The organism is Pantoea sp. MBD-2R, assembly GCF_039134845.1.
Lineage (GTDB): Bacteria > Pseudomonadota > Gammaproteobacteria > Enterobacterales > Enterobacteriaceae > Erwinia.
The window spans coordinates 4,059,238-4,082,027 of the sequence record NZ_CP152417.1 but is presented as its reverse complement, the minus strand read 5'-3'; the positions used below and the strand labels follow the sequence as shown (position 1 = coordinate 4,082,027).

The following is a 22,790-nucleotide window of genomic DNA, read 5'->3' as shown; positions in this document are numbered from 1 at the left end:
CCTCGTCCGAGGAAGTCCAAAAACCCTTTAAAATCAAAGATAAGAGTTTTTCTTCTGTCCGTATCCGTCCGAGGTCATCCATTGACATCCGGCAAGTTTGGGGGTCAGAATGGGGGTCACTTCGCTTCGATAAACATTTGACCCCCAAATTATGCCTTTAACTGATATCGCGGCCCGTACCGCAAAGCCTCGTGAAAAAGAGTACAAACTCACTGACGGCCACGGATTGTATCTTCTTATCAAACCAACCGGTTCTAAGCGCTGGTATCTCAAGTACCGTTTTGAAGGGAAAGAGAGCAGAACGGCGTTAGGTGCTTATCCTCTTCTTTCCCTGGCAAAAGCACGTGAGAAACGTGATGAGATACGCCTTCTGATAGCGGAAGGTGTCAGCCCTAATGCGAAAAAAGAAGAGGTAAGGCAACAGGAAGAGGCAGCACTTAACACGTTTGAAAAAGTGGCTTATGACTGGCATGCGAACAATAAACGCTGGTCTGTCGGCCATTCTGAGCGAGTATGGCGTGACCTTGAACGCAATATCTTCCCAGCTATTGGTAAGCGAAATATTGCTGATTTAACAACCCGCGACCTGCTGTTGCCTCTGAAAGAGGTAGAGCAAAGCGGCCGCCTGGATGTTGCCTCCCGTTTACAGCAAAGGATCACGGGTATTATGCGTTATGCGGTTCAGATTGGCATTACTGACCGAAATCCCGCTCAGGATCTCGCCGGGGCAATCATAACAAGAAAGGCTACTCACAGACCGGCTCTACCATTAGAACACTTACCTGACTTCCTTCAGCGTATTGAAACACATAAAGGCCGCCTGCTTACCCGTTTAGCCCTCAGGCTCAGCCTTTACGTCTTTATCCGTTCCAGTGAATTGCGGTTTGCACGATGGAGCGAAATTGACCTTAAAAAAGAGCTGTGGACTATCCCTGCCGAGCGAGAAGCAATTGAAGGAGTCAAACACTCCCATCGTGGTTCGAAAATGCGAACCGTCCATCTGGTGCCGCTATCAAGACAGGCTTTAATCATTTTGGAAGAAATCCGGGAGCTGAGCGGAAACAGAGATTTAGTGTTTCCGGGCGATCATCATCCCACTAAGCCAATGAGCGAAAACACCATCAATCATGCTCTTCGCAGGATGGGGTACGACACGAAAACAGAAGTTTGCGGTCATGGATTCAGGGCAATGGCATGTAGTGCATTAGTTGAATCTGGCCTGTGGTCGCGTGATGCTGTTGAGAGGCAGATGAGCCATCAGGAACGTAACGGGGTTCGCGCGGCTTACATTCATAAGGCGGAGCACCTTGAAGAGCGGCGGCTTATGGTGCAGTGGTGGGCTGATTATTTAGACAGCAATAATGAATATCACCTTACTCCGTATGAGTTCGGCAGACGTTAAGCCAGAAAAAAAAGATTTTACGTAAAAGTGTTCACCCTGTTCACCTTTCAATTTTATACTTTATATTCATATGGTTAAGTGGTGATCACTTTAGCTGGTACTCTTCACCACTCTTCACCCGGGGTGAACACTGTTCACCTTCCTGCATAAAAAAACCGGCCGGAGCCGGTTTGGTGTTTTCCGTATAGCTTATGCATCGCAGCGCGGCAGCCAGTCGGCCTCACAGTCTTCACTCAGCTCCAGGCTGGTCTGAATGCCGTTCTTCGTCTTGCGCTTCAGTAATTCAATCTCGTACTCCTTCAGCGTCTGTGGCACCGCCTGGCCGAACGCCGTCAGGCTCATGGGGTACTGATGGCCCCTGGCCTCCATAAACGACAGGTAGGCGTGATACAGGTAGCGCCTGGGGTTCATTGGCCGGATATTCGCGTTGCCGATAAACAGCCCGGTCGGGGTACTCAGCGGTGTCAGGTAGCCGCAGAAATCGACCAGCGGGTCAGCGCTGCGCTTGATTTCCAGCGCTTCCTCCGACGACTGCTGCGCCTGTAAGAGCTCGCGGGCATCGTCCGGTTTCGTAAATCGCTGCATCAGGTGGCGCACAATAACCGCCAGCTCACCGGCAATCTTCTCCAGCAGCTTTGGATCACGTTCGTTCGCCGGTATGACGTCCGGGAACGGCAGGATAACCCGGCGACGCGATACGCCGCCGCTGCGGTCGCTGAAGCGCATCGGGTTGTTGTTCACCGCCAGAATCACCGCGGGGATATGGGTTGAATAGGCGTCACGGTACTTCGGGTCAATCGCCACGGCGTCGCCGCCGGTAATGGCTTTAATGCCCGCGCCGTCGCCGCTCCATTTTTCCTGGTCAGGCAGGATTATTAAGGAGTAGCCCACGACCGAGGCGCGTTCCCGTGATGACTCCAGCGTGTCGATGGTGGCCGCCGTGGTGTTGTCCTCCCCGGCCAGCAGGCGGGCAATGGACGCCATCACGCTTTTTCCGCTGCCGCCGGGGCCGGTAATCTCAAGGAACAGCTGCCAGTCGTAGCGGTTTGCCAGCACCATAAATAGCGCCGCGAGGATACGCTCCTGCTTCGCCTCATTGCGACCGGCCGCCCGCGTCAGCCACTGCCAGAAGTGCGGCGCGTCGTCCGCCAGATTTTCGCCTGCTTTGGGCGTGGTGTAGTCGACGCTGTTGATGGTGCGGAGCCAGTGCTCTTTTTTATGCGGGCCGAAGCTGCCGGTCGCGGTGTCAAATACCCCGTTGCGAAAGCCAATCAGCCGGCGGGCCGGTGCGCCCATCTGTGGCACCATCAGCTTGAGCGTGTCCACGATGCCGCCGATACCGGTTGCCGAGAACGGCGCGCGTACCTTCTGAAACAATGCGGCGATTTCACGGCTGAGCACCCGGTACGGCAGCACCTGCCACGCGCCGCTCTCATACCGGCACAGGTCTTCACCCACCATTGGTACGGCCAGCGTGTTGAGGTAGTGTTCTGCCAGCAGTTCGGCCTTCTGGCTGGCGCTCATGGCCTTCAGGTCGGCCTCGCTCACTGACTCAAACGGGCTGAGCGCTTTTGGCTGGGTGAACGCGGTCAGCATGGCCTGAGCAGCTATTTCCCCCTCTGCCTGAAAGACGTCGTTCCAGTCACCTGGCACCGGCGGTAATGCGGGCTTTCCGTTGCAGCGCTTCGCGGCGGCTTCAGCGCGCAGCTGGCCGGTGCCGTTCTCGTCGTTATCGGCGGCAATCAGTATCAGCGCGTCCGGGTATTCAGCATGCAGGCGCTCTGCCAGCGCGGGCAGGTTGTTGGCGCTTAAGGCGACGTAAACCGCCTGGCCGGTGAGCCGGTGCACGGTCAGGCCGGTGGCGTAACCTTCGGTCAGCCAGAGAGTGTCGCCGGGTTCGCCCAGGCGGTGGAATGCCTCTTTCACCTGGCCGCCCGCCAGGGTGCGTTTGGTGCCGTCCGCGTTAATCAGCTGGGCGTTAACCATTTCGCCGGAAATGTCGGTCAGCGGCACAATCAGGTCGCCCGGCTGATACGTAGTGTCGCTGATACGCTTTGAAGTGGTCAGTGTCAGAACGGGCGTTTCAGCCAGCCCCCTGCCGGTCAGGTAGGCGTTACCGGCCTGTGCTGTCGACCCGGCAACAAGCCGGGCGGCTTCCTTTGCCGCCCTGAGGCGCGCCCGCGCCTTTTCCTCGTCCATTTTCTCCGTGGATGTCTGAACCAGCTTAACCGGCAGCGTGCCAATCAGGTCAGCCACCCGGCAGGCGGCTTCCCTGGTGTTCACGTCCAGCGCTTTTTCAACCAGCGCCAGCCCGTCGCCCGCGCCGCACTGGTTACAGACCCACGTCCCGCGTCCGGCCTGATTGTCAAAGCGGAAGCGGTCTTTGCCGCCGCAGACCGGACACGGTGAGTGCTGACCGGCAGCGTTAATGCTGATACCCAGTGCGGGCAGCAGCTGAGGCCAGTGACCGGCGGCGGCGCGCACGGTGTCAGTGACGATATGTTTCATGCGGCCTCCTTAATGCAGCGTGGCTTTTGAAGCGGCCAGGCGACCGCACAGCAGTTCATCCATCATGGTTTCCCCCATGCGCGTCAGTCTCGGCGCGGCGACCAGCACGTCGGGCTGTACCATTTCGCTGAGCATGGTGCAGGCCATGTCCATGCCGTTTTCCGGGCCGTACCTGCGCACGTAATAACCCTCAAGCTCCAGGGCGATTGTCATCTGCACCTCGTCCAGCGAGGCAGACACGTCGAGCCCGTAGTGCTCGCAGGCGGACAGATAGCCCTGGGCAACGGCGCGGCGGTAAACGGCGGTGCGCACCTCAACGGTCAGGCAGGACTGATTACTGAAATTGTTAGCTGTCACGGGCGGAGACCTCCATATCGGTGAGCATGACGGATTCACAGGTGCTGACCACTTTACCCAGCTGGTCGGTAAGCAGCGCCACCACGGACGCCAGCGCGCCGCTGTCCGGGCCGCCAAGGCGGTTGCCAGAGCAGTCGATAACGTCCAGCATGTCGAGCACGGTCACGCCCACGCTGTGGGCATGCTGAAGACGCAGGAAATCAGCGTGTGGAATGGGATAGCTGGCGTGGCCGTTGAGTCGGGCGGAAAGCGTATTCATGCGGCCACCTCACAGCGCGGCAGGCGACCGGCAAAAGAGAGCACGTAATCACGGGCCAGCAGGCGGCGGGCGGCGGATTCGGTTTCGGCAGTGGTGCGCAGCATGCAGGGACGGGCGGCGGTATCGGCGCGGCGCACGGCGGCAAAAAGAAAGGTGAACTGCATGCGTGCAGAAATGAGGGTTGCGGCCATAGTGGCAGACTCCTTTGTTAGCTTGTAAAAGCTACCACCGAAGTTCTCACACTTGGGTGGCAGCCCGGACGGGGGTGAGAAACCGGCAACAAAGGAAACCGGCCAGCCCGAAGGCTGCCCCGCCCGGGCCACCATTATGCAGACGACACAGAGGCTGAAAAACCGCTGTCCGGTAAATGGGTGCACTGAGGCTACGACGTAAAAAAACACGCGTGGCGCGTGTCGTGTCGCCTTTGTTTTGCTCGGGTTCTCACGCCCGGCTGCCGATTTTGCGGCAGCAGGGAAACTGTATACCGGTGGCTCGCCAGAAAAAAGTCTTTTTTTACACATCGGGCCTTTTTCCTCAGCAATCGGTCAGGACGTGATCGGACTGCTGCGGATTTGATCGGAAGTTCTCGCTTTGTGCACTCTCACTTCCGTTTGCTGGCTGAGGCTTTTCGGTGAGCACGGAAATATGGCCGTGGCGGCCGCTGGTAAATGCAGGCAGCGTGGCTTTTTTGCCACCGACGGCGGAAAGCAGGCTTTCGGCCACGTACACGGCTTCTTCCTGGCTGAGTGGGTAGCTCCGGGTGCCAAGGTTGAGCTTAATCATGCCGCACCTCCGGTACGCTGCGCGATGCGGGCCTGCATCCAGTCGTCAACCTCCGACGCCAGCCAGGCGACGTTCTTGCCGCCGAGGGAAATCTGTGACGGAAACTGCTCACGACAAATCAGGTCGTAAATGGTGGAGCGGGACAGGCCGCAGGTGCTGATGACTTCCGGCAGGCGCATAAAGCGGTCATGGGGGTATTGCAGGTCGTTCAGGGACGGCGTTGCCGGGGCGGACTGTGGAGCGGTGGAAAGCATGGTGTTACCTCGTGTTATATCCGGGCGGCGCTGGCCGGTTCCGGTCGTGTGTGCTGGTAACCCCCTATTGTGAGAATATTTTTGCCCGTGTAAACAAGCTGTCGTCCGGTGGTAAATGAGCAAAATCACGTTCTGTTGCATCCTGTTGCACCCTGTTTGTCAACGATTGCCAGAGATTGTCATTTATAAAAAACCGACCTGAAATTCAGATTAATTAACAGGTAATAACATTCAAAAAAAGCTCGCCAGAAAAAGGCTGTTTTAAAAGCGGGTGAACAGTGGTGAACACCCGGTGAACAGTTCATTCTCAAGTGTTCACCCCTTTACTTACTGTATTTATTATCTTTTTTACAAGGGTGAAGAGTAGTGAACAGTTTTATATAAAACTAAAACCTCAACAGGGGTATCCGGTGAAAATACAGCCCTGTTTGGTGAGCGACAGGCAGACAGCAATGAAATGATTTGTCCGGTGGTGAACGACAGAATAGCGACAACCTTTACATACAGAGAGAAAAGCTATGAGCACCCCGGAAAAAAGCCCTGCACTGAAACGCCTGGAAGAGGCCCGTACCGCCCACACGGCGCAGATGATGAAAATTAACGACATCACCACCGCCATTGCCCGCAGTAAAAAAGAGCGTGAGGCAGCCATTGAAAACGGGAAAGAGGCGGAAACTAACTGGCGTACCCGTTTTCGCGACCTGCGCGGGGCCATCACGCCGGAGCTGCGCGCCGAGCACAGCCAGCGCATCGCCAGCCGCGAGCTGGCTGAAGAGTTCACTGGCCTGATTGAAGAACTGGAGTTTGAGCATGAGGGAGAAACGATAAATGCCGTGCGCACCGGTCGCGCTTATGTTGCCGCGCACAGCACGGCCTTTACGCAGTACGTGAACGGCCAGTGGGACGCAGCCATGCGCAACGTCAGCCCGACGCTGGTACGCGCCATCCGGCTGAAGCTGCTGTTGCTGAAGCTCAACGACCAGGGCCGCCATACCGACCCGCAACACGAGGAGCCGGAGGTCATACTCGCCCGTGAAGTGGGTAAACTGCTGACCGGCAAAGCGCAAGACGCACGGCTGGATATGGATGCCGAGCCGGTGCTGTCGGAGATGGGGCTTTATCGCCCCGCGCTGACCGGTGTGGATATGCGCCTGTATAACAGCCCGTGCGCTATGCACCTGCTGGCACAGGGGCGTAAAGAGAAGCTTGAAGGAAAACAGCAGAAGGAGAGCCAGGCATGATGCACTGCCCTTACTGCAAAAGCCCGGCGCATGCCAAGTCAAGCCGCTATATGTCCGAACAGGTGAAGGAGCGCTATCACCAGTGCACTAATCTCGACTGCTCCTGCTCGTTCAAAACCAGCGAGAGCATTACGAAAGTCATTACCGCGCCGCCGCAGCCCGAACCGGTTCCCGTAGCCATCCCGGAGCCGGTGAAAGAACGCCAGACGCTGGGGCGCTATGGCTCGTCCTTCCGCACTCTCCACTGACCATAACGGCCGCTTAAAACAGCGGCTTTTTTGTGTCCGCTTTTCGTCCTTTCAACGCCCTTTTTCTGGCCAGCCGATTTGTAAAGAGCAATGCATGCATAGCGTGCATGATTTTGCATGCAGAATGCGGGCCTTCAGACACCCCGTTAGCCCACGCCCGGCGTGGCTTTGCCCGGTTCATGCAACTGCATAAAAAACGATGCATAAAGCGGGCAGGCGAGGCGGGGGTAGCATTGCGCGCTATGTGTATTAACATAAGGCGCAGAGCTTTAAGCGCGCATAACATTAAGCTATTTTTGATGCTGTCATTAAATAATCATCGGCACTCAATTTTTTTGCTAACAGTTCAGTTATAGTTGCAACTATTCTCTCGAATTCATAATTTCCTTGATATTCTTGACCCGGCTGTATTGATGCTACATTAATCACCGGCTCTACAGGTTTGTTAGAGAAAATATTATAATTTTCACTATGATAATGTCGCGTCAACGGAAGATTTGCAGGGTTGATGATTGTTAAACCAATTATATTATTTTTTGGTTCATTGGCTAAGTGTAATCCATGCAAGTATTTAAGGGTTAACTCAGGAAGATAATAAGTAAATGCACGATTGCTTGTGGTATATTTTGCATCAAGTACATAAAAATAATCAACACCATTTTTCTTTGCGTTAATCACATAGTCTGGAGATCTATTTGAGTTTGCGAATGGATGCTTTCGAGGTTTTATTATATTGTTGTTGATAGTCCAAGCTTCAGAGTTTATCAACCCTAATGAATCAGCCTTTTTGTTTAGGGGCATCCAATATTTTGGTTCGTAATATATGCTAATGTCAGCATTTATCAAGCTCCCATGAAAGAAAAATGATTCTTCTTCATGATTTAAGATAAGCTCAATATTGCATTTTTTCTCTATCACACCTTTTATATAAAATAATACATAATATTCAAATAGTTTAGGGATGCTTTTAATTGACAATAGTTCTTCCTGTACGCTCCAGTCAGGTTGGCCAAATCTATGCCATTTTATTATTGTTTGAAATATGCTCAAGTAATCCTTGTTGTTTTTAACCTTTGCGGTTAATGAAGGAATGCCAGATGTTTTTCGCTTAACTGGTATTTTATGATCTATTTTTATTTTTATTGCACCAAGCTTAATTAGTACTTCTTTGCACTTTTTTATTTTGTTTTGGTTTATTTTCCTTTGGAACTTTTTTAATTGGTTGTAAAAACTGACATATCCATCATGGGGCTTGGAGTTTTCTGTGATCAATTTTGGAGCATCAAAACCAGCTAATAAGCTTGATGTGGCTAATTTTAAAGTTACGATGAACCCATGTATTATTTGGTTTTCATATACATCACTATCATTATGTAACGCTGTTTCTCTTACTTTTTTACTACTGTAAAATTTATCTTGATAACTTAAAATAGCACTATAGTTATCGTCAACTTCATATAGCTCCTCAATATTTTCACAAAGCCAAGATAATGTTTGGTCGTCAATGTTAGTACTATCATTAGGTGAAATAAATTTATAATGAGAGGTCAATTTTGTTATAGGTTTAGAAATTATTTTATCAATTGAATCCGTGAGGAAGTTAGTTGTTTTTTCTATCCATTCTAAATATATGTCAACGGGGATATCCCCTTCTTTGAATCCCGCCATGCGGCGGGTAACCCTAAAAAAAGCACAGAGCGCATCACTATCATTTTTAGATAAAAAAGATAGCATGTCGTCAACTCGCTCAGCATTTATTTTTTTTGCAAGTATATCTAATCTTTGTAATGGTATGTTTTTAGAAAAATTTTCATTTTCTACTGCTATATACAACTCTGCAATGCCAAAATAATTAAAAAAGAAGCTTTCATAAATATTATTTTGCATCTTTTTAGGTAAGAGTTTATAAATCCATTTTTTTGAAGTGTCATCAAACTCTACAATATTAAACTGCATTTCATTTTCATGTAGACATAAGCTTACTTTTTCATATTCATTTAATGTCTCAAACTCGATCGACACGGCCTCATCTTCTAGAATATAAGGGTAAATATTTACGGTGTTATCACGTTCCGATAGTTCAATAAATTGACCTCGGCGCGTTCCACTGAGTAAAGTTAATTTTACTTTCATAGATCCCTCAAAAATAAGAATAAGAGTCGCCATAAATATCACCATGATTAATGATATTTGTTAGGGTGGATTTCGACAGAGTAAAACCGTACTCAGATAACTGCTGCTCAAGATCGGTAAGGCGTTCTTTGAATGAGCTACCATACCCCTCAATCAGGGGAAGTATATGCTGATTGATAGCGTAATCAAGCGGTGCTGCTCTCATCATTCCAATCTCATTGGCTGTATGACAATAACGCCTCATAGCATTTACTTTTCGCTGGCTTATATTAACTGAGCTTGTTCTATTCAAAGGTCGAGAAAGAATGTTAACAATGCTTTCTAGTGCTGTTTCTTCTTCTTGAGTAAAGCTTGCCTCAGAAGAGCTAATGTTGAAGGCGTTGTCCATACTTTCAAATGGCAATGCGCCTGCGAAATCCAATGATTGCGTAGGAATGGTTTTGTAATTGTTATTATGGGCCATGGTTATGACAGGGACACGATCTATCAAACGTGGAGATAGTTTTTCAGTTGTAGAATCGTTATTAATTGTCGATAAAAATCTTAAATTACCTGGAATGCTAAAATATCTCTCTGACTGTTCTGGAATACCAGTATCAATCAGTCTGTTTACGCCTTCTGGATCGCACATCCCTAAAAAGTCTGACCAGTAATGCTCCATGCTTGATAAATTTGCTTCGTCAAGCAGAACCATTTTAAAAAAATCATTGTTTTTTTCGTTTCTCAAAAAATCATATAAACCTGTTCTTGAAGGCTGATATGTGTCTTTAAGTGAGTTATAGAAACCTAAAATATCGCGTCCGGAAACCCAAGCTCTTCCTACTGCGATGTTTAAAAAGTTTGTATTATGGGATTTAATGTCATCATCAGTTAGTTGCATATGCTTAGCCATGCGAATAACGGTTGAAGTTTTACCTGTTCCTGGGGGGCCTGATAATATTGTCATAAATGACTGTGACATGCAAATTACCAAGTTGGCGATTTCGTCCGGCGTGAAATTCCTGCCTCCATCTGATGAAAAGACTTGGGTCAAATAGTTGATATAATCAGCTCTATTTTCTTTATCAAGCTCAATCTCAGAACAGTTTATTTTAAATGTGGCTGGTTCTTTTCTTACGCTTTTCCTCTTCTCCCCCCGTAAAATTGATGTCAACGCACTGATCTCTGCTAATTTATCTGGCAGTTGAGATGATTCTAACATTGCCTCTTGTGTTTTAAGAGCATTTTCAATCAGTCTGTTATCAGTTTCAATTTCCTGTTTCCTTCTTTTTAAATACTCTATTTCTTTATCTAAAGTGTTAAATTCATTTATTTGCTCATGAGCTATATTGAACTCATCAACTATTTTCTTATTTTCGATGATAGATTTTTCTATTTTACTGTTTTGCTCAGTTAGTTCTTTTTGTTTTTTTAAAAGTTCAGTGTGTGCATCTTCATCAGATTGTTTCTTTATTTCTTCGATTCTTAATTGTGCTTTTATTTTTTCTATTTCAATTTCTTTTATACTATTGGTAAGTTCTTCTTTTTTAGCTAAAATATGTTTCTCAATTTCTTTTAGATCATTTTTTAGTACTTCCTTTTTAGATTGAAAGCTTTTTTCTAGCTCATCATTTTTTTCCTTTAGTAATTGGTCTCTATTATTCGCAAAGTAAGTATCCAGATAAATTCTGCCGTCTCTGGTTTCTGCTAGAAATTCGTTAATAATTTCTGATCCATAATCACTTTTATCCAAGAATTCAGATAAGAGATTACGTAATCTATCAAAGCGTTCATTATTGCTCATGGCTTTATTTTTCTTGGCATAGTCCTCGATTCCCTGAGAAAGTCTTTGTGCCTCCGTTTTACCAAGAAGGTTGTTTTTTCCTTTACCAAAATTATTTCGAGTAAAGTAATTTATTAGCTTTACATCAGAAATATAATCTATTTGCTGAAAATGAATCACGGAAATATCTTTTAGGTTACGAATGAAACTTTTTACAGTTCCTTTTATTCGTATATTTTCGAGGAGGTTATTTTCAATAAGTTTGTTTTTTTCAATTTTTGCTATAAAATCAGTATTTAATTGTAAAGGAGATGGGGTTGTAAGCGGAGTTAATAGCCAACTGTCATTTTGTTTTGTCGCTTTAAAAGGACCGTATACAAACTCACCATTTTCTATAAAAAATAAGTTATTTGGTATTTCATAAGGATAATCGATAAATCCCGATGCTTTATCTGGAAGTGATATATTAAGCACAGGTATAAAAAGGTGCCTATCGATTTTATCCGCCTTACTACCAAGAGTATAATGCTTTTGTAGCCGTGAATTATTTTTCCAATCCTCCTCTCCTCTATCAAAATATTCATTTAATATAAAAATCTCGTCATTTTTGAATAGCTGGTCTATGTTTAAAAATCCTTTAGATACAAAAATAGCTCCGTTAGGAAAGTCAGAGCTATCTATATCGCTTAGACTGCCATCTTCATTGTAATGAGCTATTGGAATGACAAGCCCAATGTCTGGGTTTGTTGAGTGGTTTTCTTCTTTTATTGCTAAAAGTCTTTCATACATAATATATAACGTCCTGAGGAATGAAATGATAGTTTCAGAATTTATGACAAGTTTTTTCTTCTAGGATAAATCTTATCACCAATCAGTTCATCCTATAAACAAAATTTATACAATAGAGGATACTTTTTAGGCATTCCCAATGGGGTCAATTTTGAGGTCAAAAAAATATATTGTTGTTTTTTTTGCTTTTTAATACATGTAGTTATATTTTTTTCGCGTGTCCGGCCTTCGCACCAAAAAGTTTGGTATGAAAATCAAGTCACCTCAGGGTGGCTTTTTTCTGCCTGAAATTTAGTTCGCGTAATGTCTCGCCCCGCTTTTCACTCAACCGGTGCCAGGCTGAGTCACTTGAATGCTGATTCTGTAAACGTGTATACTTTCTTAAGTATATGGATTGTTATGGAAAATAATGAATGATTCAAATGAGCATGGTATACGATGATGATGCCAGACGTTCCGGGCGAGGCGTACTGACCGTATACGGTATCGGTACGTTTCCAGTACTTTCCGGACGGGAAAAATACATCAATAACGTAAACTGTTCTTACATTACAGATTACGGTTCTATCCCAGTAGGTGATTACTGGATAGTCAAAATGCCATCGAGTGGATTAGCCAATACAATACTCAGAGAGCTAAAAGATATGGTGAACCACACTAACCATGATGAATGGTTTGGTCTGTTTAGCGCACAAACAGTATCGGATAGTGTATTTGTTAATGGTGTTAAACGTGGTCAGTTCAGATTACACCCACTAAGGCCAGATGGTTCGGGTGAGTCTTGGGGATGTATAACCTTCTTTAAGGTTAGTGATTTCCAACAAGTGAGAAGGGCATTACTTCGTACACAGCAGATTAAGGTACCCGGATCTCTTACTGGAATGATGGCCTATGGAAAAGTGTCAGTGAAAGGAAAGCCAGATTATGCGAAGTGTGATGCTTAAAGTTGTGACCTCGATAATTTTCATGCTGCTGGCCTTTTGCATTACAGCGTGGGTAAAACCCATTAATAGTCTTTATCTCTGGTCTTCTTCCGAACTTTTTGAATTATTGAGGTCGTTCCAGCTAATAAAAGGCGATTACGAATGGGGTATGGATCCGGCAAGCAATATAATGTTGATATTTTTTGTATTAGTTATAGCTATAATGCTTTCGCTTATGTTCAAAACCATTAAAAAGATTATTATTTAATATTAAAAAATAATAATATGTGATTGGGTTATTAAAAGCATAAGCCACTCTATAAAAATGCTCTGCATAAACAAGGAAGGGTAAATAATTAATATCTCTATATATAAATAGAATATTTATGCGAGATTATTATAGAGCCGAATGAAAAAAATTGCAACAAGATTGACTGCGAGCTATGGTAGTGAAAAATAGAATCCATGATTAATATACGAAATGCCTGATGCAGTTCATCAGGCATTAAAGATATATTAAAATTACTAACCTATTTCGGGACTGGTGAGTGACATTGTTGCACATTCTGTTTTTCAATAATTTCTTTAAGCTGCTCAATAGTCATACAACCTGATTTTTGATGAACAACTCTGTGGCAGTTGGCACAAAGCAGTATTAAATCTGAAAGGGTTGTTTCAGTCTCACCTGATTGAGACAAGGGATGTATGTGGTGGCATTCTATATAATCATATTGCTCACCATAAATCTCACTAAAAGAGAAATGGCAAACTTCACAGAAAAAATTCTGATGAAGAGACAGAAACTGAGCTTTCTTCAATTTTGCTAAATTAGAATCGCGCTCAATTTTTTTAATGGTAAGATATGAAACGCTTCCCTCATTAGCTTTCGCTGTATAAATGGGCGCTTCAATCTTATCAATTGTACCTTGATTGACAGTATCAAGAGCAACAGCATCCCCTTTGTTATGAAAAGAGATGACTGTCTTTTTGACAAGTTCATGACCTATATAATCAGCTGTAAAAAGTACTTTGGTGTCTATGTTATCAATTTCAAATCCAAAACGATGCTCATAAATATCATCTTCCCATAATAACTTACTTTCCTTATAATAACTTATTGTAACTGTACCAGTTGCGATTTCTTCTGCTTCCCCTTGAAACTTATAATATTCACAAGTTTTAACTCTAGGGAATCCAGCTAATGATACAGGAAATAAATTTTTAGGTCTGCCAACATTGAACACAAAAGTAATTTTGTCTCCTGATTTTATAGTCTCAAATTCCGAATTGCTATTGATTTTTTTTATACCCCATGTATTGGTTTTTTTACCTACGGCATAATTTTTACTTGCTTTCCCACCTACATAAATGACCCAGTCTTTCAATTTTAGCTCTCTCTTTTGCAGGAAAATTTAACCACAGCTTACAGGACTTCGTTACTGGTATCTTATTGTTTTTTTTGAAAGGATAAAACTACTAGAGAAAAATAGAATACTGTTGTCAGAAATTTAATTACCAACCGTTAGTAATTAACTAGTGAGGTTGGAAAAATTTTTAACATTACAAACCTCTGCGCATAGGCATTCCAATAATAAAACCGTATAGATCTAAATTTTTTAGATTTAAAGAATTAGTAAATCACAACATTAATTACAATCTGATTTTTTTCAGGTCACGCATAACAGGGAGTTTACTGAACAAGGGGAAAAATAAAAAAGGACATTAAAAAATATTATCTATTTGAATATGTTAATTTATGGCATCGTCAGTGCACTAACCTCGACTACTCCTGCTCGTTCAAAACCAGCGAGAGCATTACCAAAGTCATTACCGCGCCGCCGCCGCCCGAACCGGTTCCCGCAGTCACCCCGGAGCCGGTGAAAGAACGCCAGACAATCGGGCGCTACGGCTCCGCACTCTCCACTGACCATAACGACCGTTGAAAACAGCGGTTTTTTTGTTTCCGCCTTTCGTCCTGACCTGCTCCCCGTTGATTAGTACACCCCGATATTAGTAATGTCTTCATAAGCCACATGAGGACATCCCCATGAAGAAGCGTTTTTCCGACCAACAGATCATCAGTATTCTCCGCGATGCCGATGCCGATGCCGGAGTTTCTGCCCGTGAGCTCTGCCGCAAGCACGCCATTTCCGACGCCACGTTTACACCTGGCGTAAGAAGTATGGCGGTATGGAGGTGCCTGAGGTTAAGCGCCTGAAGTCGCTTGAGGAAGAGAACGCCAGACTCAGGAAGCTGCCTGCCGAAGCCATACTGGATAAGGAGGCGCTACAGGTGGATCCTGGGCGAAAGTTCTGACGACAGACCAGAAGCGGGAAGCCGTGGTGCCGTGGTGTTGATGTGAGATGCGACCGGTCTGTCGCAACGTCGTGCCTGCAGGCTTACAGGTTTGTCCCTGTCGACCTGCCGCTATGACGCCCGGCGTACGGCTGCAGATGCGCATTTATCAGGGCGTATCACTGAGCTGGCGCTTGAACGCAGACGTTTTGGTTACCGGCGCATCTGGCAGTTACTGCGCCGGGATGGCCTCCACGTCAATCACAAGCGGGTATATAGCATTTACCACCTTAACGGACTGAGCGTAAAACGCAGACGACGTCGTATACAACCGGAAACAGTTTTAAGTTCGATTGGTAAACAGGCTTATAAGTCAGCCACGCCTCAAACCCGCTTACCGCCAACAACCCCAATAAACTCCTGAACCTGCCGCTGTTTGCGTGCAGAGAGCTTACAAACCTGCCGTAGCGACTTCATCAGCTCGGGTTCTTCCGGCTCAGGAGCACGGCTGGTGATCACCAGGCATCCGTCCATCACCCGCACATCGACGGCTGTACCGGTAGTAAACCCAGCGGCCTCAAGCCATTTTCCTTTCATGATCAGCGAAGGGATCCGCTCATAATCTGGGAAGGTGCTCGCATAGCTCACTTTTATCCGGCGCGCTGCGTGGCCCGGCACTTCTTTCAGATCTGTTTCTGCACTACAATCCTGTTCAGCCATAATAACTAGTCCTGTTAGTTGTTGTGGTCAGCGGTGTGAATGTGTTCCCGCACATTCGCATCGCGATTAAATTACCCTGTTATTATATCCAGCGGGATGCCGTATCCTATCTTTATATTAATGCAGATTTAGAAAATGAATGATGGCTCGCAAAATTAAATGCAATCAATGAAAGTGCTTTCATGCCATGAAATACAGGCAAGGATGCTATTTAAATTAAACTATTTACTTCCACAAACTCATTTGCTTCCTTTTAGCAATATCCCATTTAACCAAACCTCGCTACCACGTCCAGGCCTTAAATCCCCGGTTTTCCAGATATCAGCGATCTTAATCGCATTGATGCCTTCATCCGCTTCATTATCAACCCGTTCAGTATTACTGCCACCTTCGTTATTCAGCCCGACAACCAATGCCTTTAAACCGATTTCATCCAGATCGGTAAATTTCCGCCCATCCTTTTCCCGCTCGCCGCTGCCATATTTAAAAGAGAGATACCACACGCCGCCAGGCTTCAACGCGTTCGCCAGCGATGCCATCACGCCGGGCAACTCAGCTTCAGGAACATGCAGCAGGGAAGCACAGCACCAGATGCCGTCGTATTTCTCAAGCTCGGTAACGTCCTGAAAACGCATCAGTGCAACCGGTTTACCGCATAGCTGACGAGCCAGCTCAACCAGTTCCGCAGAAGCATCAAAAGCATCCACCTCATAGCCCATTGCGCTGAAAGCTTTGGTATCCCGCCCTGAGCCGCAACCGGCATCCAGAACGCGTGCGCCGGGTTGCAGGTGCGCCAAGAAACGTTGATAAAGCGCAGACATATCTACGTCTACCGTATCAGCGTAAAAGCGCTGAGCATGTCGTTGGTAGTAGTCTTCATTCATCAGAAAGCACTGTCTCCCTGAGCGTCGGGCTGCCATTCATGTAACAGCGTAAACTTTGCGGTGTTCCAGCTTTGCTGTAGATAATGATGCCGCTGTTCCGGCGTGTTGCCCGTCTGACGGATCAGCGTCTCCCGCAGCGGTAAGTGACTGTTAATAAAATATTCGTTGCGGTCGTGCAGGCGTTGCAACAGCGTTGTGGTTGGAATACGGGTGAACTTTCCCTGAGCGCCACGATTACAGCTCTGGCAGGCCAGCACCAGGTTCCATACGCCGTTAAGGTTGCTGATTTGAGCACTAAGCGTGAGAGGCAGAAAGTGATCCACGTCGGCGAGATCCGCCGCGCCCGCTACTACGCTAACCGCGCGGAAGCAGTAGAAGCAGTGGCCTTTCTGATAGCCGTTCAGGCTGCTTCGACAGCTGGTAATGGTAATACGTCGGTTACTCTGACGGCTGAATAACATCTTGTCGTTTGCATCGTATTCCACCGCAATCAGCTGGCTGGAGACGTTCATGGCCCACGCTTCTTCGACCAGTCGCCATCTGGCGTCGGTTTCCTGAATCAGATTGGGAAACTGTTCCTGCTCGGTTAGCGTGTAAAAATTATCCGTCAGCCGAATCCCTTTATGCGTTTTGCGTTCATCCAGGAAAAAGCGCTTGTCGATTTCGGCGCTGTTCACGTTATGAAAGGCGTCAATCACGTTTGCAAAACCGCGCTTCGCAGTGAGGGTAATCAACTCATCTTCAGAGATTTCATCTTCATTAAACCGCCTGCATGCATCAAGGAACTGGCTGCTCTTACTGGTGATCTGCTTCGGTGCCTGTTTCAGATGCGCACACAGATGGCGTGCAAAAGGCGCAGCCAGTGTTTCCAGCGTAATGAGGTCGTTATCCGGCTGCTTCAGGTCATACAGCGCGTGGGCGAGGGCAAACTTGTAAGAGGCGACGTTTTTGCCAAAAAGAATAACGCCGCGCCAGTAGTTTTCAAGGCGGGGATCGGCCTGATAAAAACGCATGCAGGATCCTGTTTTGTGAGACGGCTCGTAAAAATCAACGTAACAGGATCACATAACAAAAACCGCTATTTGTAAACTGAAAAAGCTCGCAGCGACGTTACCGGCGGGTTGCCTGGTGAAAGCTATTTTTTAAAACAAACACGGAGGGAAGCCGTCTGGCTGAAGGTTGTATAAAGACGCGTAATAATTTCCAAAAGAAATTAATGCTGGAGAGAGTTATCACGCATGAAAAATCCTGTGTAAAGAAAAGGTTTATGTTTCCCTAATATTAATGAAAATGCTTACATTCAATTTTTTCTTCAAATTCATAAGTGGAAAATATACTATTCGTAAATGTCGTAATATCTTGCCCAGAAAATAAATGGATCCTTCACTTTCTCAGGTAATCATTTTTGTACATCAGTTCTCGAAAGCGCCGCTTGCTTCTGTCCATGAACAGACCTTGCTGGAAGCCGATCTCGGTATTACCGGCGATGATGGCGTGGAGCTTATAGAAGCGGCAGAGAAAACCTTCAGAGTCGATTTTTGCTCAACAGAACAGAGTTTCAGTACAATATTTTCTCTTAAAGAAAACGAGTATCTTTTTAACAGCGAAGGTCTGGACCTGCTGGGGATCTGTCGATTGTTCGACTGGATCCGAGGCATTCCCCGGCCAGTCATTCGCGATCTCTCTGTTGGTCAGCTGCATCGGGCGCTGGCCGAAGCCTGTAACGTTCATTTGTTAGAGGCTTAAGGCTGAATGAAGACTCAAGCGATGGCTAAATCGGGCAAAACTCTTAAATTACCTTCAGAAGAGCAAGGGTATTTACAGGCTGTTTTAGCAGCGTATGATTGAACGTTATATGTGCAACTTGAATGAATCTTTATACGCAAGGAAGCGATACTATGGCAGCTCTGCAATTCCCCTTTACCGTATTTAAAAGCCAAAAGAAAATGGATGATAGCAGCGCCAGCGATATGCGCTGTGGTGACTTATCTGAGAACGAACTGAAAAGAAAATTTCACCTGGTTGATATCTCCACCAGAGCCGATCCTTACAAACTGACTAAAATCACCCCCTTCAATCAACCACAGTCGCGGTTTTACGGTATGCATGGGCAGGGGGAAAAAATCACTCAGCAGGAATGCGCCAGGATTTTGTTTGATGAGTTTAGAAGCCTGTCGCGACCTTTTGCCGCTTACGGTCCCTATAAGCATCTTATCGAAAAGATGATTACTCACCTGCAGGAAGGTGAAGGCCAGGCATTCAGAGATCCTTTGTTGGACAGCGCTTTAAAGGAGCAAATACTTAATGATAAATCTAAAAAGTACAGCTCTTTTCTGCGACTTAAACAGGCACTAGCCTCTAACATTGACTGGAATTTATGCTGTTTTGATAATGCAAGAAAGCACACTTTAATTGATGCGGTAAAAACCAGTATTCTTCCTAAATTTTGCAGGTTTCAGGATAATTTTAATGGTATGGGAATTACTATACATGATACCTGGGCAACCCATATTACTGTCTCCTCACTAAAAGTTGAGAAAGATGCGTTTCAGGCAGTTATAAACTACAAAATTCAGGACCATTTTGGCCTGGATAATGATGATATTATGAAGGCGAAATTTAACCAGTTTCATTTCTTCCGTATATGGTTTTTGCTTCAGAGATATGACAGGTTTGGTTTTAAGCCTTTTTTTACCAATCTGGAAGCGCGAGTGGAAATTAAATGGAGTAAAAATGATTAGGAAATGGATTGCTATTTTTTTGTTTTTCATCGTTGCTATGACAATGGCTATTATGGGATTGCGGCTGGCCATCCGTCAGCCTGAGATAATCGATGTGTTCACTCAGAATGATACCAGTAACGTTATTGTGAAAAATTTTCCGTTGACGGATAAAGGGAAGATTGACTGGTGGGTCGATAATAAAAATACGCTGTTTGAATCGTATGGTTTTCCTAAAGAAGATAAAAGTTATGGGACTTATACCGTAACGTTTTGGGATTATGGTAATGGTTACAAGAAATTTAGAGAGCCAGAGCGTTCATTTCTTAATTTTTTTTATAATGAAATGTATTGTTTTGATAGCGGAAAAGAAAATGAGAGGTGTTTGGATAAAAATATCCTGTTGATAATTAACAGGTCAACAACGGGTATTGTCAGTTATACGACAGAGCATAAATACTATCAAAAGAAAAATGGTGATATCTTTGAGGGTGAATAATAATCTTTTTTTTAGCTAAACAGCAAGGAACCGCTATGTTGCCAAAAGGCGTTTTACCAGCAAGTACCCGCTGGATGATTATCATTATTGGGCTATTCGCGGGGCTGCTTTGGGCTTTGCCGGATGGCCTTAGCCTGCATGAGCGCTATGCAGTTTATCTGCCGCCGCTTTCTCTCGGCGCGGCCAGCGTGCTGGCTTTTACTCTTACGCGACCGGGCGCAATAAAGCCCTGGCTGTGCGCGTTGGCAATACTGCCTGTTATCGCGCTAATGACAGGGTGGCTGCGCTGGAACTTTCCGACTCTTCCGCAAGGCGAGTTCAACTTTAGAAATATCTGTGCCGTCATTTTTATGCTCAGCATGTTGATGCCTGCCGTTCAGGCTTTCTGCAATAAGTCAGAAGAGAGCGAAGGCAAAGTACAAATGAGCGTAGATATAGCCGATGCGCTGTGGCGCAATACGTTTACTCTGGGTATGACCGGCATTATAACCGTGCTGTTCTGGCTGGTGCTGTTAATCTGGAGCAAACTGTTCAGCGCAATTGGCATTACGTTTTTTGACTGGCTGTTTTTTAATAATGTCTTTTTTGCCCCAATGGCAACCGGCATGGTAATAGCTGGCAGCATTGGATATTGCAAAGGCATGGCGAGTCCGGTCAGCGTGTACCGTCAACTGGTAACTCTGGCGGCCAGCGCGCTGTTACCCTTGCATGCTATCGTATCACTGTTGTTTCTGGCCTGCCTGCCGTTAACCGGCCTGGCGGGCCTCCCGCATGCGCTTTCAGCGGCAACAATATTGCTTACCATAACGCTGATGATGCTGGTATTTAGCGCCGTCGTTGATAAAAGGGCGCTCAGCGCATCGTTCTGGCGTCGTGGTATGGGGCGTATCGTGCTGATAGCGCAATTTCTTACTCCACTGCTGGCCGCGCTGGCTGGCTGGGCATTATGGATACGGATTAATGAATATGGCTGGACGGTAGAGCGGGTCTATGGCGTTGCAATAGCCCTGATCGCTTTTATCGGTTCGCTGCTGCTTGTGTGGTTCCAGCGCCGTGCCTGGTCTCAGGGCGCGGGCAGCATGAAGACGTATACCGCTTTGATGCTGGGTTTAACAGCACTTGGCTGTTTCCTGCTTCATACTCCGGTGGCCGATCCTTATCGTATTGAGATAAAAAACCAGCTGGCGCGCTTTAAGCAAGGCACAGCAAAAGCGAGTGAGATGGATATTTACTCATTCAGCACTGCGGGCCGTCGGGGGATGCAGGCGTTACAGACAGTAAACCAGCATCCGCAATGGCTCTATTCTCCTGCTGATCAAAAGCAAATGCTGGTACAGCTCCTGGCGGAAAAAACGGGTAAAACGTATCAGCAAGCGGATGTCGGCGAACTGCAACGCAGTATCCCATTACGAACAGGCAGTGAAGCGCCGCCAGAAAGCTGGTGGCAATCTCAGGCAAATTATCTCGATCATTCCCTTGCTACCTGCATGGTGGATAAGGATACCTGTCTGCTCTGGATGCAGGATCTCAATAACGATGGGTCGCTGGAAGTGCTGCTCTATAACCGTAATCAGCAGGAGATCGTTATCTACAAAACCGGTGAAGAAGGCTGGCGTCAAACAGGAAGCCTGTCCTTGCGGGATAAAGATCCGAACATTGAAAAAAGTATTCGTGAGGAAGTGCCCGGGACGGCGTTAAAACCCTGGCGCGATCTTAAAATTGATGGTCATCGATACCCGGTACAATATTACGGGAACGACGACGAATAATCATTATAACAGCCCGCACCTTCGCTGGTGCGGGTTACAAAAACAGTTAAAGCAGCCAATCCCGCAGCTGAAATATAAAAATGACATTTTTAACTGGCAGGAGCCGCGAAGTGAATATACCGATCAAAACAGCTTTCCTGATACTGGCTGCGTTAAGCGCACCGGCAATAGCCAGAGAAAGCGGTACCTACTTCTATCATAAAAACTGGGAAGTCGCCTGCGACAACACCCTGACCTGCCGTACTCTGGGTTTCGAAAGGGATCGGGAAATGGGCAGCTCGGTTCTGCTTACCCGACAGGCTGGCAGGGACACTGTTCCCACCGGTGAAGTGATGCTGGAAAAAAACGACCTGCGGGACGATTCCACCGTAAATAAATTAACGATATGGATTAACGGCAAGTCAGCAGGCGATCTCACCGCAGCTGAAAACGGTGTCTGGCGGTTATCTCAGCCGCAAACACTGGCACTTATTAGTGCAGTAAAAGGGAACGGCAACGTCAAATTTAAAGGCGGCGAATCCTCATTTACGCTCTCAAACGATGGCGCTTATGCCGTCATGCTGAAAGTGGATGATGTACAAGGCCGTATCGGCACACCGGGAGCCTGGACGAAAACGGGTGATAAACCGGAAAGCAGCGTCGCTAAGGCTATCTCCCAACCCGTGATTCAGGCAGCAAACGTCAGCCAGGCTCAGCCTCGCATCCTGAGCAAATCAGAAGTCGCTGCGCTCAGGCCACGCCTGCTCGCCACGCTGAACGAGGATATGGATTGCGAGCGTATGACGTATCCCGGCCAGGAAAATATCAATGGAGAAATCGATAAAGACGAATTTACGCTGACTCCGCTTGATGACCATCACGCCTTAATTTCCACGCTGTGCTGGAGCGGTGCTTATAACGAAGGGCATGGCTACTGGATAATTGATAAACAGCTCAAAGGGGATCCCGTAGCGGTCACTAACGCTGGCTATAAGTATCAGGATGGCGTCATTTCAAGCTACTTTATGGTCAGCAGCATGGGCAACTCAGCGACGGAAGAACATTGGGTATGGGATGGTAAAGCTTTCCCGAAAAGCCGCTCGGTGCTGTGGCGGTCAAGGAGTGAGGATGGCGGCTGGGAGATGCCTCTGCTGGTAACGGAAGTGAAAACGGCTAAATGACTGAAAAAATAACTAATCTGCTGGCTTCACCAGGCATAATTATCGTTTTTGACAAAAGCACAGTGACAAAATTTCCATCAAGAA

21 protein-coding genes and 1 pseudogene are annotated in these 22,790 nt (G+C 46.6%); 10 read left to right on the top strand and 12 right to left on the bottom strand.

The genetic code is table 11. The features are described 5' to 3' along the window. Positions 1-151 precede the first annotated feature (151 nt). Positions 152-1,402 (top strand): integrase arm-type DNA-binding domain-containing protein, encoded by a 1,251-nt coding sequence (locus tag AAGQ96_RS18695; protein WP_342754312.1) that lies wholly within the window; start codon positions 152-154, stop codon positions 1,400-1,402. A 189-nt stretch (positions 1,403-1,591) separates the two neighbouring features. Here AAGQ96_RS18695 and AAGQ96_RS18690 read toward each other — a convergent pair whose 3' ends face one another. Genes AAGQ96_RS18690 through AAGQ96_RS18665 form a run of 6 tightly spaced genes read right to left on the bottom strand, consistent with a single transcriptional unit; the run spans position 1,592 to position 5,563 of the window. Continuing rightward, the gene (locus AAGQ96_RS18690) at positions 1,592-3,910 is read right to left on the bottom strand and encodes a phage/plasmid primase, P4 family (protein ID WP_342754311.1); all 2,319 of its coding nucleotides are present in this window, start codon (positions 3,908-3,910) and stop codon (positions 1,592-1,594) included. Positions 3,911-3,919: 9 nt separating this feature from the next. Beyond that, positions 3,920-4,267, bottom strand: coding sequence for a DUF5375 family protein (locus AAGQ96_RS18685; protein WP_342754310.1), 348 nt, complete (start codon positions 4,265-4,267; stop codon positions 3,920-3,922). Then, positions 4,257-4,526, bottom strand: a complete 270-nt coding sequence (locus AAGQ96_RS18680) for a hypothetical protein (RefSeq protein WP_342754309.1) — start codon at positions 4,524-4,526, stop codon at positions 4,257-4,259. Before AAGQ96_RS18680 ends, AAGQ96_RS18685 begins: the two co-directional genes overlap by 11 nt. Beyond that, positions 4,523-5,047 carry a host cell division inhibitor Icd-like protein gene (locus tag AAGQ96_RS18675; protein ID WP_342754308.1) on the bottom strand — a complete coding sequence of 175 codons (525 nt, stop codon included), beginning with the start codon at positions 5,045-5,047 and terminating at the stop codon, positions 4,523-4,525. The genes AAGQ96_RS18680 and AAGQ96_RS18675 overlap by 4 nt, the downstream gene beginning before the upstream one ends. 13 nt (positions 5,048-5,060) lie before the next feature. Further along, entirely contained in the window at positions 5,061-5,309 is a 249-nt protein-coding gene (locus AAGQ96_RS18670; RefSeq protein ID WP_342754307.1) for a hypothetical protein, read from the bottom strand. Next, positions 5,306-5,563, bottom strand: a complete 258-nt coding sequence (locus AAGQ96_RS18665; RefSeq protein WP_342754306.1) for an AlpA family transcriptional regulator — start codon at positions 5,561-5,563, stop codon at positions 5,306-5,308. The genes AAGQ96_RS18670 and AAGQ96_RS18665 overlap by 4 nt, the downstream gene beginning before the upstream one ends. A gap of 518 nt (positions 5,564-6,081) precedes the next feature. Here AAGQ96_RS18665 and AAGQ96_RS18660 point away from each other — a divergent pair. Both AAGQ96_RS18660 and AAGQ96_RS18655 read left to right on the top strand, forming a co-directional pair. After that, positions 6,082-6,804 carry a hypothetical protein gene (locus AAGQ96_RS18660; protein ID WP_342754305.1) on the top strand — a complete coding sequence of 241 codons (723 nt, stop codon included), beginning with the start codon at positions 6,082-6,084 and terminating at the stop codon, positions 6,802-6,804. Beyond that, a complete protein-coding gene (locus AAGQ96_RS18655; RefSeq protein ID WP_342754304.1) occupies positions 6,801-7,052 on the top strand; it encodes an ogr/Delta-like zinc finger family protein in 252 nt (83 codons plus the stop codon). The genes AAGQ96_RS18660 and AAGQ96_RS18655 overlap by 4 nt, the downstream gene beginning before the upstream one ends. 285 nt (positions 7,053-7,337) lie before the next feature. On the opposite strand, the gene AAGQ96_RS18650 is transcribed toward AAGQ96_RS18655, so the two are convergent. Continuing rightward, on the bottom strand, positions 7,338-9,218 hold the full coding sequence (locus AAGQ96_RS18650) for a DUF2357 domain-containing protein (RefSeq protein ID WP_342754303.1): 1,881 nt from the start codon (positions 9,216-9,218) through the stop codon (positions 7,338-7,340). Next, positions 9,193-11,736, bottom strand: coding sequence for a hypothetical protein (locus AAGQ96_RS18645; protein ID WP_342754302.1), 2,544 nt, complete (start codon positions 11,734-11,736; stop codon positions 9,193-9,195). Before AAGQ96_RS18645 ends, AAGQ96_RS18650 begins: the two co-directional genes overlap by 26 nt. A gap of 413 nt (positions 11,737-12,149) precedes the next feature. Between AAGQ96_RS18645 and AAGQ96_RS18640 the strand changes: the two genes are divergently transcribed. Then, a complete protein-coding gene (locus AAGQ96_RS18640) occupies positions 12,150-12,680 on the top strand; it encodes a DUF2778 domain-containing protein (protein WP_342754301.1) in 531 nt (176 codons plus the stop codon). Between the two features lie 509 nt (positions 12,681-13,189). On the opposite strand, the gene AAGQ96_RS18635 is transcribed toward AAGQ96_RS18640, so the two are convergent. Beyond that, complete coding sequence (locus AAGQ96_RS18635; protein ID WP_342754300.1) at positions 13,190-14,044, bottom strand: HNH endonuclease; 855 nt, start codon at positions 14,042-14,044, stop codon at positions 13,190-13,192. Between the two features lie 662 nt (positions 14,045-14,706). Here AAGQ96_RS18635 and AAGQ96_RS18630 point away from each other — a divergent pair. Beyond that, a pseudogene (locus tag AAGQ96_RS18630) lies at positions 14,707-15,279 on the top strand (transposase); the annotation flags it as partial. Between the two features lie 59 nt (positions 15,280-15,338). Here AAGQ96_RS18630 and symE read toward each other — a convergent pair. The 3 genes from symE to AAGQ96_RS18615 all read right to left on the bottom strand — a co-directional run bounded on the left by symE (position 15,339) and on the right by AAGQ96_RS18615 (position 17,571). Beyond that, on the bottom strand, positions 15,339-15,674 hold the full coding sequence (gene symE / locus AAGQ96_RS18625) for an endoribonuclease SymE (RefSeq protein WP_342754299.1): 336 nt from the start codon (positions 15,672-15,674) through the stop codon (positions 15,339-15,341). Positions 15,675-15,913: 239 nt separating this feature from the next. Next, positions 15,914-16,558: a class I SAM-dependent methyltransferase gene (locus AAGQ96_RS18620; protein ID WP_342754298.1), complete on the bottom strand. Its 645-nt coding sequence runs from the start codon at positions 16,556-16,558 to the stop codon at positions 15,914-15,916. Continuing rightward, positions 16,558-17,571, bottom strand: coding sequence for an HNH endonuclease (locus tag AAGQ96_RS18615; protein ID WP_342754297.1), 1,014 nt, complete (start codon positions 17,569-17,571; stop codon positions 16,558-16,560). The genes AAGQ96_RS18620 and AAGQ96_RS18615 overlap by 1 nt, the downstream gene beginning before the upstream one ends. A 361-nt stretch (positions 17,572-17,932) precedes the next feature. On the opposite strand from AAGQ96_RS18615, the gene AAGQ96_RS18610 reads away from it, so the two are divergent. From AAGQ96_RS18610 to AAGQ96_RS18590, 5 genes are all read left to right on the top strand, one after another. Continuing rightward, positions 17,933-18,304, top strand: coding sequence for a hypothetical protein (locus AAGQ96_RS18610; protein WP_342754296.1), 372 nt, complete (start codon positions 17,933-17,935; stop codon positions 18,302-18,304). Positions 18,305-18,456: 152 nt separating this feature from the next. After that, positions 18,457-19,299 (top strand): DUF3289 family protein, encoded by an 843-nt coding sequence (locus tag AAGQ96_RS18605; RefSeq protein WP_342754295.1) that lies wholly within the window; start codon positions 18,457-18,459, stop codon positions 19,297-19,299. Continuing rightward, complete coding sequence (locus AAGQ96_RS18600; protein WP_342754294.1) at positions 19,292-19,777, top strand: DUF943 family protein; 486 nt, start codon at positions 19,292-19,294, stop codon at positions 19,775-19,777. Before AAGQ96_RS18605 ends, AAGQ96_RS18600 begins: the two co-directional genes overlap by 8 nt. 35 nt (positions 19,778-19,812) lie before the next feature. Beyond that, positions 19,813-21,546, top strand: a complete 1,734-nt coding sequence (locus AAGQ96_RS18595; RefSeq protein ID WP_342754293.1) for a DUF4153 domain-containing protein — start codon at positions 19,813-19,815, stop codon at positions 21,544-21,546. A gap of 110 nt (positions 21,547-21,656) precedes the next feature. Then, on the top strand, positions 21,657-22,706 hold the full coding sequence (locus AAGQ96_RS18590; RefSeq protein ID WP_342754292.1) for a DUF1176 domain-containing protein: 1,050 nt from the start codon (positions 21,657-21,659) through the stop codon (positions 22,704-22,706). Positions 22,707-22,790: the final 84 nt, after the last annotated feature.

Excerpts from the sequence above, each read along its gene's own strand:
- AAGQ96_RS18640 (WP_342754301.1), top strand. The coding sequence starts at position 12,150 with ATGATTCAAATGAGCATGGTATACGATGATGATGCCAGACGTTCCGGG.
- AAGQ96_RS18645 (WP_342754302.1), bottom strand. The coding sequence starts at position 11,736 with ATGTATGAAAGACTTTTAGCAATAAAAGAAGAAAACCACTCAACAAAC.
- AAGQ96_RS18650 (WP_342754303.1), bottom strand. The coding sequence starts at position 9,218 with ATGGCGACTCTTATTCTTATTTTTGAGGGATCTATGAAAGTAAAATTA.
- AAGQ96_RS18675 (WP_342754308.1), bottom strand. The coding sequence starts at position 5,047 with ATGTGTAAAAAAAGACTTTTTTCTGGCGAGCCACCGGTATACAGTTTC.
- AAGQ96_RS18670 (WP_342754307.1), bottom strand. The coding sequence starts at position 5,309 with ATGATTAAGCTCAACCTTGGCACCCGGAGCTACCCACTCAGCCAGGAA.
- AAGQ96_RS18680 (WP_342754309.1), bottom strand. The coding sequence starts at position 4,526 with ATGAATACGCTTTCCGCCCGACTCAACGGCCACGCCAGCTATCCCATT.
- AAGQ96_RS18660 (WP_342754305.1), top strand. The coding sequence starts at position 6,082 with ATGAGCACCCCGGAAAAAAGCCCTGCACTGAAACGCCTGGAAGAGGCC.
- AAGQ96_RS18615 (WP_342754297.1), bottom strand. The coding sequence starts at position 17,571 with ATGCGTTTTTATCAGGCCGATCCCCGCCTTGAAAACTACTGGCGCGGC.
- AAGQ96_RS18610 (WP_342754296.1), top strand. The coding sequence starts at position 17,933 with ATGGATCCTTCACTTTCTCAGGTAATCATTTTTGTACATCAGTTCTCG.
- AAGQ96_RS18605 (WP_342754295.1), top strand. The coding sequence starts at position 18,457 with ATGGCAGCTCTGCAATTCCCCTTTACCGTATTTAAAAGCCAAAAGAAA.
- AAGQ96_RS18695 (WP_342754312.1), top strand. The coding sequence starts at position 152 with ATGCCTTTAACTGATATCGCGGCCCGTACCGCAAAGCCTCGTGAAAAA.
- AAGQ96_RS18655 (WP_342754304.1), top strand. The coding sequence starts at position 6,801 with ATGATGCACTGCCCTTACTGCAAAAGCCCGGCGCATGCCAAGTCAAGC.
- AAGQ96_RS18690 (WP_342754311.1), bottom strand. The coding sequence starts at position 3,910 with ATGAAACATATCGTCACTGACACCGTGCGCGCCGCCGCCGGTCACTGG.
- AAGQ96_RS18620 (WP_342754298.1), bottom strand. The coding sequence starts at position 16,558 with ATGAATGAAGACTACTACCAACGACATGCTCAGCGCTTTTACGCTGAT.
- AAGQ96_RS18595 (WP_342754293.1), top strand. The coding sequence starts at position 19,813 with ATGTTGCCAAAAGGCGTTTTACCAGCAAGTACCCGCTGGATGATTATC.
- symE (WP_342754299.1), bottom strand. The coding sequence starts at position 15,674 with ATGGCTGAACAGGATTGTAGTGCAGAAACAGATCTGAAAGAAGTGCCG.
- AAGQ96_RS18665 (WP_342754306.1), bottom strand. The coding sequence starts at position 5,563 with ATGCTTTCCACCGCTCCACAGTCCGCCCCGGCAACGCCGTCCCTGAAC.
- AAGQ96_RS18600 (WP_342754294.1), top strand. The coding sequence starts at position 19,292 with ATGATTAGGAAATGGATTGCTATTTTTTTGTTTTTCATCGTTGCTATG.